Source organism: Neisseria sp. HMSC070A01 (assembly GCF_001810165.1).
GTDB lineage: Bacteria > Pseudomonadota > Gammaproteobacteria > Burkholderiales > Neisseriaceae > Neisseria.
Map to the genome: position 1 here is coordinate 151,790 of NZ_KV800126.1, position 18,782 is coordinate 170,571.

The 18,782-nt window shown below is 49.0% G+C and carries 19 protein-coding genes; 7 read left to right on the forward strand and 12 right to left on the reverse strand.

Annotated features, from left to right (window positions below; translation table 11 throughout):
• Nucleotides 1-115: 115 nt before the first annotated feature.
• Nucleotides 116-1,381: an ATP-dependent Clp protease ATP-binding subunit ClpX gene (clpX, locus tag HMPREF2711_RS09230; protein WP_070616022.1), complete on the reverse strand. Its 1,266-nt coding sequence runs from the start codon at nucleotides 1,379-1,381 to the stop codon at nucleotides 116-118.
• Between the two features lie 289 nt (nucleotides 1,382-1,670).
• Here clpX and HMPREF2711_RS09235 point away from each other — a divergent pair, with 289 nt between their 5' ends.
• The gene (locus HMPREF2711_RS09235) at nucleotides 1,671-2,603 is read left to right on the forward strand and encodes a serine hydrolase (protein ID WP_188211458.1); all 933 of its coding nucleotides are present in this window, start codon (nucleotides 1,671-1,673) and stop codon (nucleotides 2,601-2,603) included.
• Nucleotides 2,604-2,711: 108 nt separating this feature from the next.
• Nucleotides 2,712-3,485: a M48 family metallopeptidase gene (locus HMPREF2711_RS09240; RefSeq protein WP_070616023.1), complete on the forward strand. Its 774-nt coding sequence runs from the start codon at nucleotides 2,712-2,714 to the stop codon at nucleotides 3,483-3,485.
• A gap of 62 nt (nucleotides 3,486-3,547) precedes the next feature.
• On the opposite strand, the gene HMPREF2711_RS09245 is transcribed toward HMPREF2711_RS09240, so the two are convergent.
• The gene (locus tag HMPREF2711_RS09245; RefSeq protein WP_083301559.1) at nucleotides 3,548-4,048 is read right to left on the reverse strand and encodes a DMP19 family protein; all 501 of its coding nucleotides are present in this window, start codon (nucleotides 4,046-4,048) and stop codon (nucleotides 3,548-3,550) included.
• A gap of 107 nt (nucleotides 4,049-4,155) precedes the next feature.
• Here HMPREF2711_RS09245 and HMPREF2711_RS09250 point away from each other — a divergent pair, with 107 nt between their 5' ends.
• Both HMPREF2711_RS09250 and HMPREF2711_RS09255 read left to right on the forward strand, forming a co-directional pair.
• Nucleotides 4,156-4,353 (forward strand): zinc-finger domain-containing protein, encoded by a 198-nt coding sequence (locus HMPREF2711_RS09250; protein WP_003745781.1) that lies wholly within the window; start codon nucleotides 4,156-4,158, stop codon nucleotides 4,351-4,353.
• Between the two features lie 3 nt (nucleotides 4,354-4,356).
• The gene (locus tag HMPREF2711_RS09255; RefSeq protein ID WP_070616025.1) at nucleotides 4,357-4,713 is read left to right on the forward strand and encodes a hypothetical protein; all 357 of its coding nucleotides are present in this window, start codon (nucleotides 4,357-4,359) and stop codon (nucleotides 4,711-4,713) included.
• A gap of 6 nt (nucleotides 4,714-4,719) precedes the next feature.
• On the opposite strand, the gene mutY is transcribed toward HMPREF2711_RS09255, so the two are convergent.
• Nucleotides 4,720-5,754: an A/G-specific adenine glycosylase gene (gene mutY / locus HMPREF2711_RS09260; RefSeq protein WP_070616027.1), complete on the reverse strand. Its 1,035-nt coding sequence runs from the start codon at nucleotides 5,752-5,754 to the stop codon at nucleotides 4,720-4,722.
• Nucleotides 5,755-5,917: 163 nt separating this feature from the next.
• Between mutY and HMPREF2711_RS09265 the strand changes: the two genes are divergently transcribed.
• A complete protein-coding gene (locus HMPREF2711_RS09265) occupies nucleotides 5,918-6,958 on the forward strand; it encodes a zinc-dependent alcohol dehydrogenase family protein (protein ID WP_070616029.1) in 1,041 nt (346 codons plus the stop codon).
• A 69-nt stretch (nucleotides 6,959-7,027) separates the two neighbouring features.
• On the opposite strand, the gene trmA is transcribed toward HMPREF2711_RS09265, so the two are convergent.
• From trmA to HMPREF2711_RS09285, 4 genes are all read right to left on the reverse strand, one after another.
• The gene (trmA, locus tag HMPREF2711_RS09270) at nucleotides 7,028-8,110 is read right to left on the reverse strand and encodes a tRNA (uridine(54)-C5)-methyltransferase TrmA (protein ID WP_070616030.1); all 1,083 of its coding nucleotides are present in this window, start codon (nucleotides 8,108-8,110) and stop codon (nucleotides 7,028-7,030) included.
• Nucleotides 8,111-8,227: 117 nt separating this feature from the next.
• Nucleotides 8,228-9,730, reverse strand: coding sequence for a phosphate acetyltransferase (gene pta, locus HMPREF2711_RS09275; protein ID WP_070616032.1), 1,503 nt, complete (start codon nucleotides 9,728-9,730; stop codon nucleotides 8,228-8,230).
• 475 nt (nucleotides 9,731-10,205) lie between these two features.
• Nucleotides 10,206-10,841: a DUF805 domain-containing protein gene (locus HMPREF2711_RS09280; protein ID WP_004519377.1), complete on the reverse strand. Its 636-nt coding sequence runs from the start codon at nucleotides 10,839-10,841 to the stop codon at nucleotides 10,206-10,208.
• A gap of 18 nt (nucleotides 10,842-10,859) precedes the next feature.
• Nucleotides 10,860-11,168, reverse strand: a complete 309-nt coding sequence (locus HMPREF2711_RS09285; RefSeq protein WP_003745794.1) for a hypothetical protein — start codon at nucleotides 11,166-11,168, stop codon at nucleotides 10,860-10,862.
• A gap of 141 nt (nucleotides 11,169-11,309) precedes the next feature.
• On the opposite strand from HMPREF2711_RS09285, the gene HMPREF2711_RS09290 reads away from it, so the two are divergent.
• Nucleotides 11,310-11,648 carry a helix-turn-helix domain-containing protein gene (locus HMPREF2711_RS09290; RefSeq protein ID WP_004519378.1) on the forward strand — a complete coding sequence of 113 codons (339 nt, stop codon included), beginning with the start codon at nucleotides 11,310-11,312 and terminating at the stop codon, nucleotides 11,646-11,648.
• A 101-nt stretch (nucleotides 11,649-11,749) separates the two neighbouring features.
• Here the strand turns inward: HMPREF2711_RS09290 and prfA are convergent, their stop codons facing one another.
• From prfA to HMPREF2711_RS09315, 5 genes are all read right to left on the reverse strand, one after another.
• Nucleotides 11,750-12,826, reverse strand: coding sequence for a peptide chain release factor 1 (gene prfA, locus HMPREF2711_RS09295; RefSeq protein ID WP_070616034.1), 1,077 nt, complete (start codon nucleotides 12,824-12,826; stop codon nucleotides 11,750-11,752).
• A 155-nt stretch (nucleotides 12,827-12,981) separates the two neighbouring features.
• Nucleotides 12,982-14,250, reverse strand: coding sequence for an NRAMP family divalent metal transporter (locus tag HMPREF2711_RS09300; RefSeq protein ID WP_070616035.1), 1,269 nt, complete (start codon nucleotides 14,248-14,250; stop codon nucleotides 12,982-12,984).
• Between the two features lie 287 nt (nucleotides 14,251-14,537).
• Nucleotides 14,538-15,305, reverse strand: a complete 768-nt coding sequence (locus HMPREF2711_RS09305) for a TatD family hydrolase (protein WP_070616038.1) — start codon at nucleotides 15,303-15,305, stop codon at nucleotides 14,538-14,540.
• 13 nt (nucleotides 15,306-15,318) lie between these two features.
• On the reverse strand, nucleotides 15,319-16,302 hold the full coding sequence (locus HMPREF2711_RS09310; RefSeq protein WP_070616040.1) for an asparaginase: 984 nt from the start codon (nucleotides 16,300-16,302) through the stop codon (nucleotides 15,319-15,321).
• A gap of 66 nt (nucleotides 16,303-16,368) precedes the next feature.
• Nucleotides 16,369-17,031: a DedA family protein gene (locus HMPREF2711_RS09315; RefSeq protein WP_003745806.1), complete on the reverse strand. Its 663-nt coding sequence runs from the start codon at nucleotides 17,029-17,031 to the stop codon at nucleotides 16,369-16,371.
• Between the two features lie 249 nt (nucleotides 17,032-17,280).
• Here HMPREF2711_RS09315 and ubiD point away from each other — a divergent pair, with 249 nt between their 5' ends.
• Nucleotides 17,281-18,759, forward strand: a complete 1,479-nt coding sequence (ubiD, locus tag HMPREF2711_RS09320; RefSeq protein ID WP_003745807.1) for a 4-hydroxy-3-polyprenylbenzoate decarboxylase — start codon at nucleotides 17,281-17,283, stop codon at nucleotides 18,757-18,759.
• Nucleotides 18,760-18,782 lie beyond the last annotated feature (23 nt).

Genomic DNA, 18,782 nt, shown 5'->3' on the forward strand with positions numbered 1-18,782 from the left:
AGGCCGTCTGAATATGTTTCAGACGGCCTTTGTTTCGTATATGGAATTGTTCGGCAATATGATTTAATTCAAAAAAAGACGTGTACGGTTACACGTCTTTTTCAAAGAATCAGTTTTACTGTTTGTATTCGCTGCCGTCTGCACGGAAAAGTTTTGGCTGATCGCCTTTTTCCACCACTTCTTTATTGATGACGACTTTGGCGACGTCTTTCAAATCTGGCAGGGCATACATGGTGTCCAAGAGGCAGCGTTCGACGATAGAGCGCAGGCCACGCGCACCGGTTTTGCGTTCCATTGCCAGTTTGGCGATGCTGCGCAAAGCGTCTTCTTCAAACTCAAGACTGACATCTTCCATTTCAAACAAGGTTTGATATTGTTTGACCAAGGCGTTTTTCGGTTCGGTCAAGATATTGACCAAAGCATCTTCGTCCAATTCCGCTAATGTGGCAATCATGGGCAGACGGCCGATCAACTCGGGAATCAAACCGAATTTAATCAAGTCTTCAGGCTCGACGGTTTCAAACAGGGCTGAAATATCGGCGTTTTCATCTTTGCTGTGTACCGCTGCACCAAAGCCGATACCGCCTTTTTCAGTGCGTTGGCGGATGACTTTTTCCAAGCCGGCAAATGCGCCGCCGCAGATAAAGAGGATGTTGGTGGTATCAACATTGATGAATTCTTGGTTCGGATGTTTGCGGCCGCCTTGAGGAGGAACGCTGGCCACCGTACCTTCAATCAGTTTCAGCAAGGCTTGTTGCACGCCTTCGCCGGATACGTCGCGCGTGATGGACGGATTGTCGCTTTTGCGTGAGATTTTATCGATTTCATCGATATAGACGATGCCGCGCTGGGCTTTTTCAACGTCAAAATCACATTTTCCCAAAAGTTTGGTGATGATTTGTTCGACGTCTTCACCGACATAACCGGCTTCGGTCAAAGTTGTGGCATCCGCCATGACAAAAGGTACATCCAGTTTGCGCGCCAAAGATTGCGCCAACAGGGTTTTACCTGAGCCGGTAGGGCCGATGAGCAGGATGTTAGACTTGGACAATTCAACTTTGCCCTCTGCTTTCGGGTGGCGCAGGCGTTTGTAGTGGTTGTAAACCGATACTGCTAACGCTTTTTTTGCGTGTTCCTGACCAATAACGTGGTCGTTGAGGTTGGCAACGATTTCGGCCGGGGTAGGCAGTTTTTTCTCGGCGTTTTCTTCTTTCGCTTTGGCAAGCTCGTTTTCAATTTCGCCGGATTCGTTGTCTTGCAGCATTATGCCGCAAGTTTCTACACATTCGTTGCAGATGAAGGCGTGTTCGCCTTCGATCAGGTTTTTAACGTCGTTTTCGGACTTCCCGCAGAATGAACAGGTGCGTTTTTCTTCAGACATAATAATTTCTTCGTATGGTTGTATGGAGGCTGTGTTGTAAAGGGGGAACAGATCTTTCGGGCGTATTGCCGGATTGAGGGAATGCCTCTGACAAAGGAGCCTAAGTATAATGACTATCTTGTGTTTTTTCAAATCAGAGCAGGCATTGCGCCGTATCGTCTAAGAAACAGATGTGGGCGTTGGATTTGAATATCTCGCAAACAAACGCAAAGTTTTCTCAACTCGCTTTACAATTAGCGAAAAATTTAACAGAATGTTGAATTAAATGTATTTTTTTGAATTGGCAGATATGAAATTCTATAAAACTTTAGGAATGGTATGGACAGGTGTGGCATTGGCCTTTGCTTCTGCGCCTGCCGTTGCCGATGATATGGATGTATTGGGACAATTTTTGGAGCAAAATTTCCCAGTGCAAAATGACCCGATGGAAGCTTTTGCGTTGAGTCATGCCGATCAAGTCGAAGCTCAGGCTGCTTTGGCCGGTCCTCTGCTTTCTTCGCAATCTGCTTTGATTTTCAATAATAAAACAGGTGAAGTGCTGTATCAGAAAAATCCAGACCGCGTCATGCCGATTGCCTCTATTTCCAAATTGATGAGCGCAATGGTGGTTTTGGATGCGCATCTCGATATGAACGAGCCTATCACGATTACCGAGGCTGAAATCGACCGTTTGAAAGGTACGGGCAGCCGCTTGAGTATCGGCACGACGCTGACGCGCGGCGAGTTGTTGCATTTGAGTCTGATGAGCAGTGAAAACCGTGCTACCCATGCATTGGGCCGTACCTATCCGGGCGGTATGAGTGCGTTTGTTGCGGCCATGAATGCCAAAGCACAAAGCCTGGGCATGACCAGCAGCCGTTTCTATGAGCCTACCGGTTTGAATTTCCAAAACGTTTCCACTGCACGCGATTTGAACCGTATGGTTGCGGCAGCCAGCAAATATCCGCTGATCCGTAAAAATTCGACTTCAAATTACGGCTCGGTGTTGACGGCAAACGGCCGCCAAAACTACAAAAACTCCAACGCCTTGGTGCGTGAGGGCAGCTGGAATATCGAATTGCAGAAAACCGGCTATATCCGTGAAGCCGGACGTTCTATGGTGGTTAAGGCCAATGTACAGAATCAGCCGATTACCATCGTATTGCTCAACTCTCCGTCTTCTACAACCCGCGTGAACGATGCGCGTAAGATTGAGTCTTGGATGTTGCAGCGCCGTTCTTAAATATTACGCTTAAAGGCCGTCTGAAACCGTTCAGACGGCCTTTTGTGTCAAATGTATTAAATTTGGTTACAATGTCGTTACATTAATTTTAAAACACAGAGAGAAAACATGTTGAAAAAATGGAATAAAAAATATTGGGCCGGCATGGGCGTGATTTTGGCGTTGACCGGCTGTACTTCCGTAGCGGATATGGTTGGCTACGATACCGCGACTTTAAATGAAGACGCGGCTAAAAGTTACTCACAAGTCATTCAAAAAGCGCGTGGTCAAAAAGCCTTGGATGTTTCATCGCCAACTGCCCAACGCGTTCAACGCGTGTTTGCGCGCCTGCGTCCTCATGCTGAGCGCGCCAACAAAACCGGTGTGCCTTTCAATTGGCAGATGAACGTTATCCGCAGCAATGAAATGAACGCTTGGGCGATGCCGGGCGGTAAAATGGCTGTGTACACCGGTATCGTAGAAAAATTGAAGCTGACGGATGATGAAATTGCCGCTGTTGTCGGCCATGAAATGACTCATGCTTTGTTGGAACACAGCAAAAAAGCTTTGGGCGGACAAGTGTTGACCGGCTTGGGCGGTTCGATTTTGGCCAGCTCAACCGGTGTGGATGGCGATTTGGTCGGCTTTGGTGCAGATTTGTTGGCAACCAAACCGTTCTCACGCCATCAGGAGAGCGAAGCGGATGCCGGCGGTGTGCGTTTGATGGCTGAAGCAGGCTACAACCCCGAGGCTGCGGTAAGCGTGTGGGAAAAAATGAACAAAGTACAGGGCGGTAGCTCATTGTCTATTTTGTCGACCCACCCGACCAATCAGGCGCGTATCAATGCAATCCGCAAAATGTTGCCTGAAGTGATGCCGATTTATCAGAAAAACAAACGTTAATTCGACGTATTGATGATTTTGCCGGTTTGAACGGATGATTCAAACCGGCAAAGTTTTAGGTTTCAGTCTGACAGTTTGGCAAATTTATCCCAATTTGCCTGAACGTAGGCCGCCGCAGCTTCCAAGTCTTCGTCGGCAACGTCATAATAATCGCCGTCAAGCTCTTCAAAATCGGGAAAAGCTTTGCGGATTTCGTCGAAATCCCTTTGTTCGTCTGCCATTTTTTCAATGGCTTCGCCGTGTTTTTCGTACAGGGCTTTGGCTTTGTCTAGGATTTTCGGTATCGGTTTGATGCGCCAGCGGCGCAGGCTGTCGGCAACCGGGTTGCCGAAGATGTATTCTCCGTATCCTGACGCGATAAGCTGGACAAAGCCGCCTTCTTGAACTTGGCTGTCGAGATAGCAGAGCGCGGTCAATGTATGCTGTTCGTCATTGAGGCCGGACATTTCCTCGTCGCCTGCCTGTTCGGTGTGGTCCAAATAGGCTGCGCTGAGTGTATAAAGAAATGAAGCGGAATCGGAAGTATCGAAATCTTGAATACTAAGCAGGGTGGTCATCATCATCAAAGGCCGTCTGAAAAAAGTGATTATATAATGTTTTCAGTCTGAACCTAGCGGCCGTTTTGCTTTACAATATCGGAAGATAAGAAAACATAGTGAGGAACCAAACCATGAGTACACAGTCTGAAAAAAACGTTGTAGTCATCAAGCCGCAGGATTTGCCGCTGCATTGCTCCGGCCCTAATCATGAAACATGGAACGGCCATCCGCGCGTGTTCTTGCCGATTCAATCCAACAGCGAGATTGAATGCCCGTATTGCGGCACTTATTACCGTCTTGATGGCGAGATTCCGCATCATCATTACTAATCTATGCCTATGTTGAACAAAATCATCTGCGCTTTGTGCCTGAGTTTGTGCGCTGCGTGCGGCTCGTATAAGGCCGTGCGCCCTGATGCGCCGTTACCGGTCATTGCACAGGCGCAGACGTATTCTGTCCGTTATCAATCCGCACAAGGTCGGATGATTACTGCAATTTATATCAACAGCCACAGCCCGATGATGGTTGAGCTGCGTGAAGGCAATACGGTTGAGAAACTGGTGCAAGTCCGCTTGCGCAGTCAGGGCGTGGAGTACGCCAATCCAAGCTCGCGTTGGCAGATTGGCGATGGGTTTGCCGTACTGATTCGCGGCGGAAAAGAAGTTGTATTTAAAGAGATTGTGGAATAGGGCGGTTTAGCCTTTAGCCAAATACTTGATTAAAGGTTTGGGCAAACCATAATCCGCCAAATGTTCCGCTGATACCCAAAGGCCGTCTGAAAGATGTTCAGACGGCCTTTGTTGCGTCTGAAAAGGAGTAATCATCAATAAGCGGTGGGTCAGGCGGTGGGTAAACGTGGTTTGTTCTTCGAGGCTGTCTGAAATAATGCCGAAGCGTTCGGCGTAAGCATACAAATCGTCTAATTTTTCAAAACAGGGTACGCAATACAGACCGCCCCAAATGCCTTTGGCAGGGCGTTTTTCAAGCAATAATGCGCCGTCAGTATTATGAATAATCAGCCAATAAAGCGGGAGGGTTTGCACTTCGGGAGCGGTTTTTTTGCGGGGCAGCTCGTCAATGCGGTTTTGTTTTTTTGCTTCGCAGATGTCTGCCATAGGGCATTGATGGCACAAAGGTTTTGTCCGTTTGCAGACAGTTGCGCCCAAATCCATCAAGCCTTGCGTGTAGGCAGGCATATCGGCGTTTTCAGACGGCAGCAGGCTTTCGGCGAGCGACCAGAGCGAGTTTTCAAATTTTTTGTCCTGCGGATTGCCGTCGCGGGCGAACACGCGGCAGAGAACGCGTTTGACGTTTCCGTCCAAGATGGTTTCGTGGCGGTTGAAGGCGAAGGCAGAAATAGCGGCGGCGGTACTTCTGCCTACGCCGCAGAGCGTTTCCAAGTCCTTGCGCTCGGATGGAAAGATACCGCCGAATTGTCCGACGACTTGTTGCGCGGCTTTGTGCAGGTTGCGCGCGCGGCTGTAATAGCCCAAGCCTGCCCACGAGGATAAAACCTCGTCTTGCGGTGCGGCGGCAAGCGATTGTATGGTTGGGAATTTGGCTAAGAAACGCGGATAGTAGTCCAATACGGTAGCAACCTGCGTTTGTTGGAGCATGATTTCTGAAAGCCAGACGGAATAAGGGTCTTTGACCTGCCAAGGCAAGTCGTGACGGCCATGCTGCCGTTGCCAATCGATGAGTCGTCGCGCGAAGGATGTGGGTGTATTCATTAATATTTTCTTTTTAATTATTTATTTTTTAAAACAGCATGTTACACTATAATATACAAAATAATAATCAGGATTGACTTATCTGGTGGAGGGATATATAAATATAGTTAACGTGGATTTACGCTGTATTGTTAAAGTTTATTAACCGCTCAAGGAGATTCACATGAAAGCAATGGTTTATCATGGCGCAAACGACATTCGTTTCGAAGAAAAACCTCGCCCTCAAATTATCGATCCGACCGATGCAGTCGTCAAAATCGTTAAAACCACGATTTGCGGTACTGACTTGGGTATCTGGAAGGGTAAAAACCCTGAAGTTGCCGATGGTCGTATCCTCGGTCATGAAGGCATCGGTATTGTAGAAGAAGTCGGCGATGCTGTAAAAAACATCAAAGTCGGTGATAAAGTCATTATTTCATGTGTCAGCAAATGCTGTACTTGCGACAACTGTAAAATCCAACTCTATTCACACTGCCGTAACGGCGGCTGGATTTTGGGCTACATGATCGACGGTACACAAGCCGAATGCGTCCGCACGCCTTATGCCGACAACAGCCTTGTTCCGCTGCCCGAAAACGTCAATGAAGAAGTCGCCCTGCTGTTGAGCGATGCCTTGCCGACTGCCCACGAAATCGGCGTGCAATACGGCGATGTCAAACCCGGCGACACCGTATTCATCGCAGGCGCAGGCCCTGTCGGCATGTCCGCCCTGTTGACCACCCAACTGTACAGCCCCGCAGCCATCATCGTTTGCGATATGGACGAAAACCGTTTGAAACTGGCGAAAGAGTTGGGTGCGACCCATACCATTAACCCTGCTTCCGGCGATGTAAGTAAGCAAGTTGCCGCTATCGTCGGCGAAGACGGCGTAGATTGTGCCATCGAAGCGGTCGGTATCCCTGCGACTTGGAATATGTGCCAAGACATCGTGAAACCCGGCGGCCATATCGCTGTGGTTGGTGTACATGGCCAATCCGTTGATTTCAAACTGGAAAAACTGTGGATTAAAAACCTTGCCATTACTACCGGCCTGGTTAACGCCAATACCACCGAAATGCTGATGAAAGCCATTTCCAGCAGCTCAGTGGATTACACCAAAATGATGACCCACCATTTCAAATTTAGCGAATTGGAAAAAGCTTACGATGTATTCAAACACGCTGCTGAAAACCAAGCCATGAAAGTGGTTTTGGAAGCGGATTGATTTGAAAATCGCTTAATATGCCGTTAATTAAAGGCCGTCTGAACATTCAGACGGCCTTTTTGTATGGTTTTATTTTTTCTTCAACCAAACGCCGCTTTCGATATGGTGGGTAAATGGGAATTGGTCGAATAGGGCGGCGCGTTCGATGGTATGAGTTTGACAGAGCGTGTCGAGGTTGGTGCGCAGGGTCTCAGGATTGCAGGAAATATAGAGGACGTTGTCGAATCGGGCAACCAATTTGAGCGTCTCATCATCGACACCGGCGCGTGGAGGATCAACGAAAATGGTTGAAAAATCATAGTTTTTCAAGTCGATGCCTTGTTCTTGCAGGCGGCGGAATTCACGGTTTTGCGTGTAGGCCTCGGTAAATTCTTCCGCAGACAGACGAGCGATTTTGAGATTGGTAATTTGGTTGGCTTCAATATTCCATTGGGCGGCATTGACGGAGGTTTTGGAAACTTCGGTTGCCAATACTTGATTGAAATGTTGCGAAAGCGGCAGGGTGAAATTGCCGTTGCCGCAGTATAACTCAAGCATGTCTTTGCCTAAGTTTTGCGCAGCATCACACGCCCAAGTCAGCATTTTTTTGCATACTTGGGCATTGGGTTGGGTAAAGCTGCCCTCGATTTGACGATAGCGGAAGGTCTTGCCGTTGACTTCCAATGCTTCGGTCACAAAATCTTGGCTTAATACGATTTTTTGTCCGCGGCTGCGGCCGATGATGTGGATGCCCAAATTGTGCGCCAGCTCTTGCGCGGCTTGTTGCCATGCGTCGTTCAGCTTCTTGTGGTAAATCATGGTAACCAGCATTTCGCCGCTTAAAGTGGACAAAAATTCGACGGCGTACCAGCGGTTTTTCAGCTCGGGATGATTGGATGCGGCTTCAATCAATTTCGGCATCAAGGCATTGATGGATTCGGACGCGGCAGGAAATTGGTCGCAACGGATCAGGCTTGCCCCGCTTGCCTTTTGCCCGCGTTCAAACATGGCGTAAAACATTTCGCCGCCTTTATGCCAGATGCGGAACTCGGCGCGCATCCTGTAATGCTGTTCCGGAGATTCAAAGACTTCGATTTCTGGAAAATCCAGTCCTTGGAAAAGTTGCTGAAGATATTGTTTTTTGTCGGCTAGTTGTTGCTGGTAGGCAGTCATCGGGGCAGTCTTTCAGAAAATAATGGCGAATTATAATATAGTTGGCGCAAAGATACGAAAGGCCGTCTGAAACATTGGTTTCAGACGGCCTTTGATTTCAAAGCATCAGCTTGTTAATCAGCCTTGCATTTGTTTGGCTTGAACGGCAGTCAGGGCGATGGTGAAGACGATGTCTTCAATCAATGCGCCGCGGGACAAGTCGTTAACCGGTTTGCGCAAGCCTTGCAGCAACGGGCCTACGCTCAGGACGTTGGCGCTGCGTTGTACGGCTTTGTAAGTACAGTTGCCGGTATTGAGGTCTGGGAAAACCAAAACGGTTGCTTGACCGGCAACAGCGCTACCCGGAGCTTTGGATTTGCCGATAGATGGAACGGTAGCTGCATCGTATTGCAACGGGCCTTCGATGGCCAAATCAGGGCGTTTTTCGTTCGCCAGCTTGGTTGCTTCGATCACTGCATTGACATCAGGGCCGCTGCCTGAGTTGATGGTAGAGTAGGAAATCATGGCCACTTTGGGATCGATACCGAAGGCTTTGGCACTGTCGGCAGATTGAATGGCGATGTCGGCCAGTTGTTCCGGAGTTGGGTTCGGGTTAACCGCGCAGTCGCCGAATGCCAATACTTGGTTAGGCAGCAACATGAAGAATACGCTGGATACAAGGCTTGCACCCGGAGCGGTTTTAATAAGTTGCAGGGCAGGGCGGATGGTGTTGGCAGTGGTGTGGACTGCACCGGAAACCAAACCGTCTACGTCGTTTTGAGCCATCATCATGGTGCCCAGTACGACGGTGTCTTGCAGCTGTTTGCGTGCATCTTCAGGAGTCAGGCCTTTGGATTTGCGCAATTCGCACATTGGCTCAACGTATTGCTCAACCAAAGTAGCAGGATCAATGATTTCCAAAGAATCAGGCAGGGAAATGCCGCGTTCTTTAGCAACGGCTTCAACTTCTTCGCGGGTAGCCAACAGTACGCAACGGGCAATGCCTTTTTCGTGACAGATGGCGGCAGCGGCGACGGTGCGCGGTTCGGCGCCTTCAGGCAGAACGATGCGCATATTGGCTTTTTGTGCGAAATCGATCAGGTTGTAACGGAATTGGGCCGGAGACAGGCGTTTGGCTTCGCGTTTGGCCAAAGCGGAGACGTCTTCCAACTTGTCGCTGGAGCCGAAGAAAGTCAGGCCGGTTTGCTCGGCAACTTGTGCGCCCAAAGCAGCGGCTGCACCGTCAATGATGAAGCCTTCCAATAAGCCCGGGGAATTGGTGTAGAGCTGTTTGGCGAGGTTTAATTGTTGGGCGAGGGCGGCCGCGTCGGTATTATCGGATTTCAGTGCTAAGACAACGCCTGTGTCCAAAGACAGCGCCAATTCAACGTTTTTGCCTGCCAAGAACAATTTGTCTGCATCAGGAGTGATGCCTTCGATAACGAGGTTATCTGCGTTCAATGCTGCAACTTTACCGACAAGTGCGTCAAACCAGTCGTCGCTCTTGCCTTGAGCCAACAGGGCTTCTGTAGTGGAGTCAACGGCTTGGAAAATTTGCGCATTCAATGCCGCTGCAAATGCTTTTGCCGCTGCATCGGCGCTCAGGCCGGTAGATACCGGTGCGATCAGGATTTTTGCCATTTTGTGTCCTCTCTTTCGGTGATTGTAGAAGGGTGTTGCTGTTGTGCAGCTGGTGCTGCATTTTATCACTTTGGGATAACATATACACGGTCATATTGACATATGTCATCAGGCCGTCTGAAAAGTATAAACGCAATGGACCAAATCCATCAATCCCCCATTGCCGCCAAAAGCTCGGCTTGATGCTCGGCAATCAGGGCATCATGATTTTCTCTAAAAGTGTCAGTTTATATATTTACTCAAAATAAATATTTTTTAATTTTAAAAAAGATCGCACTATTTTAAATATACTGTTCATAGGGGAAATTCTGGTATTCAGGTAATTTAGAAATGGAGATCAGTGATTGAAGGTTAAGTCATAATTTTTGGAAGTATTAGAGTATCAGTAAAATAGAAATGAGTAAGACAAAGTTTGATTAATTCATTGGGAAAGGCCATCTGAAATTTTTGTTTCAGATGGCCTTACTCTAGAAGGTTAGTTTTCAGGCATACTACCCCATTGATTATCCCCATTGAAGGATGGTTGGCACATCAAAACAATTAGCCAGATTGGGCCAATAATAGGAATAAGTATAATGAGAAACCACCAACCTGATTTTCCTATATCATGGAGACGTCGAATAACGACAGATAAAGATGGAATAATTACAGCTAGAGCAAATAGGTAATATAGGAGGAAGAAAATATCTCCAAGACTTCTGCTAATTTCAGACATTATTATTGCGACAATAAAAATGGAAAAATCTGCAATTATTCTAAAGAGTGTATATCCCCAAAATTCTCGTTTGGATGCTCTCCCTGAAAATTGTGCATAACGTTTAGATAGCGTTTCCAAAAATAAGGCAAACAGTGATAATTGTCCATTTTCATTTCTGGATTGCGCCACAGTATTGAATGCATTTACGACATTATTAGATGAACTGCTATTTAGTGCCTTGTAAATACCAATAGCCTGACCATCTCCATTAATATCAAAATCAACATTCATGCCTCGAGTAGGAATGTTTTGTTCTTTCCATTCTTCGCTTTTAAATGGATAACGCTTACCATCCTCCCCGTTGATCAGACCACCACCGTTTTGAATTGAAAAGTCTAAAATTTGTCCCTTCATTTGTATCACTCCTAATATTTAATTGATTTCTAAGTAGAAACTACTTTTATCTTTATTCTGCCATTTGATTGAGTAAGTGATGTTTTCACTTCCTTTTGTTGTGGTCAATTTGGCAGAACATACTCTTATTTCGGCATCATGATTAACGGCAGTTTCTTCCACATCATCCAATGAAACAAATTGACCTAAAAGAAATGAGCGTTGGTTAATGATTTTTTTAACCAAATCTTCTGCATCACTTGAACCGCATGAAGGTAAGCCCCCCATACAACCAGTTAATAACATCACTGGTAAAATCCCAGCAAAGAGATAGTGTTTAATTTTCATTTGGTCACCTCAAGATTTAAAGTTTCATAAAAATAGAAAAGTACAGTAAAACTGTATGAAGTATTGCATTTAAGTATTTTTATGTCAAGAAGTACAGCAATACAATTTCAATTGAATCTATTTCTCTCTAATATCTTTTGCATGAATATAAGTCGTGCAATTAGATTTTTGAGAAAACAAAAAGGTTGGACACAGCAGCAACTTGCTGATTTTGCAAATACTTCGAAAAGTAATATCTCCAATCTTGAGAATGGTAATCAAGGATACAGTGAGGCTATCTTAAAATATCTTGCTGATGCATTGGGATGCCGTGTTTCGTCTATTTTTCTGCTAGCAGAATACTTGGAAAGACAGCAAAACAATACATTAAAGGATTTAGAAGAAATGCCGGTCGAACTGATTTTTTTACAACTTCCTGAACCTTTACAACAGTCTTTTAAATTATTGATGATCCAGACCTTGGAGCAAATCTCAAAATAAATACTGTTTTATAGGTTTGTTTGTTTTTAAATAAAAGCCGTCTGAAATTTACATTTCAGACGGCTTTTATATTGGTAATGATGATCAGAGTGAGGCAAATATCAATCCCCCATTGCCGCCAAAAGCTCGGCTTGATGCTCGGCAATCAGGGCGTTGGTGATTTCTTCCAAATCACCGTCCATTACAAAATCCAGCTTGTGCAGGGTAAGGTTGATGCGGTGGTCGGTCACGCGGCCTTGTGGGTAGTTGTAGGTGCGGATGCGCTCGCTGCGGTCGCCGCTGCCGATGAGGGATTTGCGTTCGGCGGCTTCTTTGGCTTGGGCTTCGCGTTTTTGCGCGTCGTTCAGGCGGGCGGCGAGGACTTTCATCGCCTGCGCCTTGTTGGCGTGTTGGCTGCGGCCGTCTTGGCATTCGACCACCATGCCGGTGGGCAGGTGGGTGATGCGGACGGCGGAGTCGGTTTTGTTGATGTGCTGACCGCCCGCGCCGGATGCGCGGAAGGTATCGATGCGCAGGTCGGCAGGGTTCAACTCGATGTCTTCGAGTTCGTCCGCTTCGGGCATGACGGCGACGGTGCAGGCGGAGGTGTGGATACGGCCTTGGCTTTCGGTGGCAGGGACGCGTTGCACGCGGTGGCCGCCGGATTCGAATTTCAGACGGCTGTATGCGCCCAAGCCGATAATGCGGGCGATGACTTCTTTATAGCCGCCCAACTCGCTTTCGTTGGCGGAAACGATTTCGACCTGCCAGCGGTTGCGCTCGGCGTAGCGGCTGTACATACGCAGCAAATCGCCTGCAAACAGCGCGGCTTCGTCGCCGCCCGTTCCGGCGCGTACTTCGATGAAGATGTTTTTGTCGTCGTCGGCATCTTTGGGTAGCAAGAGTTTTTGCAATTCGGTATCGAGCGTGTCGATTTTGGCTTTGGCCGCTTCGATTTCTTCGGCGGCAAAGTCTTTCATTTCAGGGTCGGACAGCAATTCTTCGGCATCTGCCAAGTCGCTTTGCGCCAGTTGGTAGTTTTGGAAGACTTCGACGACGGGGGTCAGTTCGGCGTGTTCGCGTGTGAGTTTGCGGTAGTTGTCCATGTCGGACGTGGCTTCAGGCTGACCGAGCAAATGCGTGACTTCTTCCAGTCGATCGCTGAGTTGTTGTAGTTTTTCTAAGATAGACGGCTTCATAAATTTTCCAAAATACGGATGCCGTCGGGTGGTCTGCAACGGCGAAATAAGGAGTCATTATAATGGGTTTGAATGAAAATTCAAAAAGATATGATTGATTAGAAAGGCCGTCTGAAACCTGTTTTTAAGTTTCAGACGGCCTTTTTTATATGGGCTTATTTAGGCGCAGCCAAGATGCCTGTTTGGTTCAGCAGGAACAAAACGGTAAAGCCGGTCAAATAAATCAAACCGATAATGGCGAGGAAGTTCATGCCCATCGTCAGTTTGTGACGTTTGTCGCCTTTGACGAGGCGGTAGTTCAGCCAAGCGAACACAGGGGCGGCAACGAAGGCGGTAATCATGGCGAATTTGAGCAGTTCCGCCATTGCGCTGTTGAACCAAAAAATCACGGCCAAGCCTGAGCCTGCGACCCAAATGTTCCAAGCAAACAGTTCGACGTTGCCGGTTTTGTCTTTACCGCGCAACAGGCGTACCGGTTCGGCAATCGCGCGGGCGTAGCCATCCACTACGGTAATGGTGGTGCCGTACATGCAGGCGAAGGCGATAAATGCCACTAATGGACGAGACCAGTCGCCGATGGTCACGGCGTACATATTAATCAGCTGGCCGACATATTTGCCGCCCGCCATTTGCACTTCCTCGCCGTTGCCGTATTGTACATATGCACCCAAGGCGAGGAAAACGACCGCCAAAATCGCGCTGGTAATGTAGCCGACGTTGAAGTCGAAAATACCGTCGCGGTAGCTGGAAGGGTTGATGCGTTGTTTTTCAGTTACCCACAAAGAGTTGATGGCGGAAATTTCAATCGGCGCAGGCATCCAGCCCATCAGCGCGATTAAGAAGCCCAAGCCGGTCAGCGTCCATGGGGTAGGCTCGATAAAGTCGGGTTTCATCTGCATGCCGCGAGACATGGCCACGGCTGCCGCGGCGACGGTGGCGATCGTCAGGCTGACGATGATGATTTTGGAAACGTTGTCCAATGCTTTATAGCGGCCGCTTGCCAAAATCAGCAGGCAGGAAACCATAATCATGACGGACACCATGCCGGCATCGAAAGTCAGCGACGGGATCGCCATTTTGACGATGGCGGCGGTAACGATGGCGACTGCACCGGCATTAATCGTTGCTGATGCAATACATAAAATCAAAAATACCCACAAATAAACGCGGCTTTTTTCGGCATAGCCCTCAATCAGGCTTTTGCCCGTGTCCAGCGTGTAATGTGCGCTGAAGCGGAAAAAAGGGTATTTGAACAGGTTGGTCAGAATGATAATCAGCGCAAGCTGCCAGCCGTAAAGTGCGCCTGCCTGCGTGGAGGCAATCAGGTGCGAGCCGCCGACTGCCGCCGAAGCCATCATGATACCCGGGCCGAGAGCATTGATTTTGCTCTTCCAGGTGGAAGCGTGTGTATGTTGTTCAGCCATAATTAGTTTCCGCCTTTTTCAGACGGCCTTATTATCAAAAAAAGGCATATTTTAACGTAAATAAAAAGTTTGCCCAATAATATGCGTAATACTTTTTATCAATCAAAGGGAAAATACGGTGTTAAAAAGCCGAGATGACGGAGTGAACGATATTTTGTGCCAAAAACATTTTTTCAGACGGCCTTGTATCGCTTTTTATTCATGAATATGGGGTAGGGAGGGCAGAGTGTGTCGGTTTGGAAACGAAATGGCCGGGCAAGGCTTTTTGATGCCTTGAGGTCGGTATATTAAGGGGAAGTATGGAGCAGGGAATTCACGTTTTGCTCGGTTGCTTCAGCCAGTTGTGCCAGCGGTACGCCGCGTAGTTCGGCGGCAATTTCGGCGATACGGCGGATGTTGGCCGGGGTATTGGTTTCGTGGCCGAGCATAAAGGGGCTGTCGGTTTCAAGAACAAAATCCGTGTCATCTAAGGCTTGTAAGGCGGCACGGACTTTTTTTGCATTGGGATTGAGCAGCAGTGAGCCTATGCCGATTTTGAAGCCGAGTTTCACCAAAATCCGCGCTTCTTCTACGCTGCCGGAGAAAGCGTGAACGATACCGCCTTGTGTGAAACCGGCGGTTTTGACGGCGGCGGCAATGGCGGCGGTGGCTTTCAGATTATGGATGATGACGCGGCGGTTGAGGTTTTGGGCGAGGATGAGTTGGCGGATAAAGACGTCGGTTTGCGTGTCGCGTTGCGCTTGGGTTTGCTCTTTGCCATAAAAATCCAAGCCGATTTCGCCAACCCATGCCTGAGGATGCTGGATTAATTCTTTCTCTAACTCTTGGAATGCCGCTTCGTTGAGGCCGTCTGCAAACCACGGATGAATGCCCAAAGCGATATGGATGTTTTCAGACGGCCTTTCCAACTGCGCAACGGGATGCCAATCTTTGGGGGATGTGGCCGGTACGATAAAACGCGCCACGCCAACGGCTTGCGCTTCGGTAAGCACGGCAGGCAGCATGTCGGCAAGTTTGGGGTCGGCAAGATGGCAGTGGGTGTCGGTGAAAGTCATATTAAATGGCGGTTTACAGCAGATTTAATTGTTGCAATTCTTGTTGCACCTTATCTGCATTCCAGTCATGGGAAATGGCAAGGGTCATCAGCGCAGTGGCAGTTTCGAGATTGCATTTGCCGCCGTTGATGATACCTGTCTGACGCAAAGCATCGCCTTGGGCATAGACGGCGGCGGCGCAACCTTGCGGCACTTGGCTGATGTTGAGCAGCAATTTGCCTTGTTGCGTAAAGGCTTGGACGGCTCGGACAAACGCATCGTTACTCGGCGCATTGCCGTGGCCGTAGCTTTGCAGAATCAGGGCTTGGGCGGAAAGGTGGGGCAGGCCGTCTGAAAGTTCTTGCGCGGCATAACCGGGAATCAGCGTGCGGACGGAAACTTTGGCTTCAGGATTTGGAAGACGCGGTTTGAGGCCGTCTGAATGTTGGGTCGAGGCGGTACGGATATTGTGCCAACCTTTATTTTCCTCCCATTCGGCGAGTGCGCCAAAATGCAGATTGTCAAAACCTGCGGCGGTTTCAGTGCTGACCTTGCTGCTGCCGACGGCGGGGAAGAGCTTGCCGTCAAAGGCAATCGCTACTTGTTTGAGCTTGAGCGAGAAAGCGGAAACGGCGGTGGCCAGGTTGCGCGGCGCATCGCTGTTGGCGGCATCGTAAGGCCATTGCGAGCCGGTCAGGATAACGGGTTTGTCCAAACCTTGCAGCGAGAGGGCGAAGAGGTTGGCGGTGTATGCCATGGTATCCGTGCCGTGCAACACCAAAATGCCGTCATAGTCAGGCAGCTTGGCGATAATAAGCTCCAACCAGTCGCGCTGGTTTTGCAGCGTTACCGCGGAAGAATCGATGAGCGGCTGACAAACGTGCCATTCGAAATCAAGGCCGTCTGAAAAGGGGGCAAGGGCTTTATCGACGAGAGCGGTGTCGGGACGCAGGCCGGCGCTGCTTTGGGTCATGCCGATGGTGCCGCCGGTGTAAAGGACGAAGATTTTTTGTTTCATGGTGTTTCTGATGAATGATTGAGGCCGTCTGAAAGCGGAGAAGTGTTTCAGACGGCCTGGAATGATTTATTGATTGGTTTGTTTTTTGGCTTTTGCCGCGCGTTTTTCGTGCAGTTTCTCGCGGAAGAAGGTGTGGCGGCGGTGTTTTTTCCACCAAATCCAGCCGACAATGACTGCGCCGATGCCCAGTACGATAAAGATACCGGATTGCAGGCTGTGCATTTTTTTCATCAGCCAGTCGGTATTGCGTGCGCCGTATTCGCCCAAATAAATCCAAACCGGAACGGAAATCAGTGCGGCCAAACCGTCCATCAGGATGAAGCGCAGGTAGGAAACCTTGCGGCTGATGCCTGCGGTCACGAAAACGGCGGTACGCAGGCCGGGCAGGAAACGGGCGACGAATAAAACCCAGTTGCCGTATTTGTCGAATTTTTCCTGTACTTGGGCATAGCGTTTGGGCGTCATCACGCGCGCAATCGGTTTGAATTTAAGGATTTTTTGTCCCCAAATCCGGCCGGCCGCAAACATAAAGCCGTCGCCTACCAATACGCCGAGCATGCCGACGGCAAACATAATATGCGAGTTGGTATAACCCAGGCCGGAAATCACACCGCCGGTTACCAGCGTCAAATCTTCAGGAATCGGCACGCCGAAGCCGCAAATAACCAAAACGAAAAACACGGCCGCATAGCCGTATTCAACGAAAAAAGATTCTAAAATTGCAAACATGGCCGCCGTCCCACGATAGATATTGATTGATGACTGGATTAAGTTGGAATTCTACCAAAGATAAGGCCGTCTGAAAGCAATCACAAGCAGATATTGTTCAAATTTGACGGTAGTTTGCAAAAAATATGGAAATTCGGATGCGGAAAGTTGGGATATGGACGGATTTGGCAGGTACAATAGCCGCTGGTTTATCTTTCAAACCCGAAATGGAAGTCTGTTTTCAGACGGCCTGTTCAGGAAAATGAAATCATGAAATACAGAGATTTGCGAGAATTTATCGCCGGATTGGAAGCCGATGGCAAACTCAAGCGCATTCAGCATCCGGTGTCGCCGCATTTGGAAATGACCGAAATTGCCGACCGCGTGCTACGCGCCGAAGGGCCCGCGCTGTTGTTTGAACACCCGATTAAGCCCGACGGTACGCGCTACGATTATCCCGTGTTGGCAAACCTGTTCGGCACGCCCGAACGTGTGGCACTGGGCATGGGTGCGGACAGCGTGTCCAAGTTGCGCGAAATCGGGCAGACGCTGGCGTATCTGAAAGAACCGGAACCGCCCAAAGGCATCAAAGACGCGTTTTCCAAACTGCCGTTGCTGAAAGATATTTGGAGCATGGCGCCGAACGTGGTGAAAAACGCGCCGTGTCAGGAAATCGTGTGGGAAGGCGAAGACGTTGATTTGTATAAACTGCCGATTCAGCATTGCTGGCCGGAAGACGTTGCGCCGCTGGTAACGTGGGGTTTGACCGTCACGCGCGGCCCGTACAAAAAACGCCAAAATCTCGGCATTTACCGTCAGCAGTTAATCGGCAAAAACAAACTGATTATGCGCTGGCTGTCGCATCGCGGCGGCGCGCTGGATTATCAGGAATTCCGCAAACTCAATCCCGATACACCGTATCCTGTCGCCGTCGTGCTCGGCTGTGACCCTGCCACCATTTTGGGCGCGGTAACGCCTGTTCCCGATACTTTGAGCGAATACCAATTTGCCGGACTGTTGCGCGGTTCGCGGACGGAGCTGGTGAAATGTATCGGCAGCGATTTGCAAGTGCCTGCCCGCGCCGAAATCGTATTGGAAGGCGTGATTCATCCGAACGAAACCGCGCTGGAAGGCCCATACGGCGACCACACGGGCTATTACAACGAGCAGGACCATTTCCCCGTATTCACGGTCGAACGCATCACCATGCGTGAAAACCCGATTTACCATTCCACCTACACGGGCAAACCGCCCGATGAGCCTGCCGTTTTGGGCGTGGCGTTGAACGAAGTGTTCGTACCGCTCTTGCAAAAGCAGTTCCCCGAAATCACCGATTTCTACCTGCCGCCTGAAGGCTGCTCCTACCGCATGGCGGTGGTCAGCATGAAAAAACAGTACGCCGGACACGCCAAGCGCGTGATGATGGGCTGCTGGTCGTTCCTGCGCCAGTTTATGTACACCAAATTCATCATCGTGGTGGATGACGATGTGAACGTGCGTGACTGGAAAGAAGTCATCTGGGCAGTCACCACGCGCATGGATCCCGTACGCGACACTGTTTTGATGGAAAACACGCCTATCGACTATCTGGACTTCGCCAGCCCCGTCAGCGGACTTGGCGGAAAAATGGGTTTGGATGCGACTAACAAGTGGCCGGGTGAAACCAACCGCGAATGGGGTCGTGTGATCAAAAAAGACCCTGCCGTTACGGCAAAAATCGATGAGATTTGGGAGCGTTTGGGTTTGTAGATGTCATTTCTATTGGAATTTAT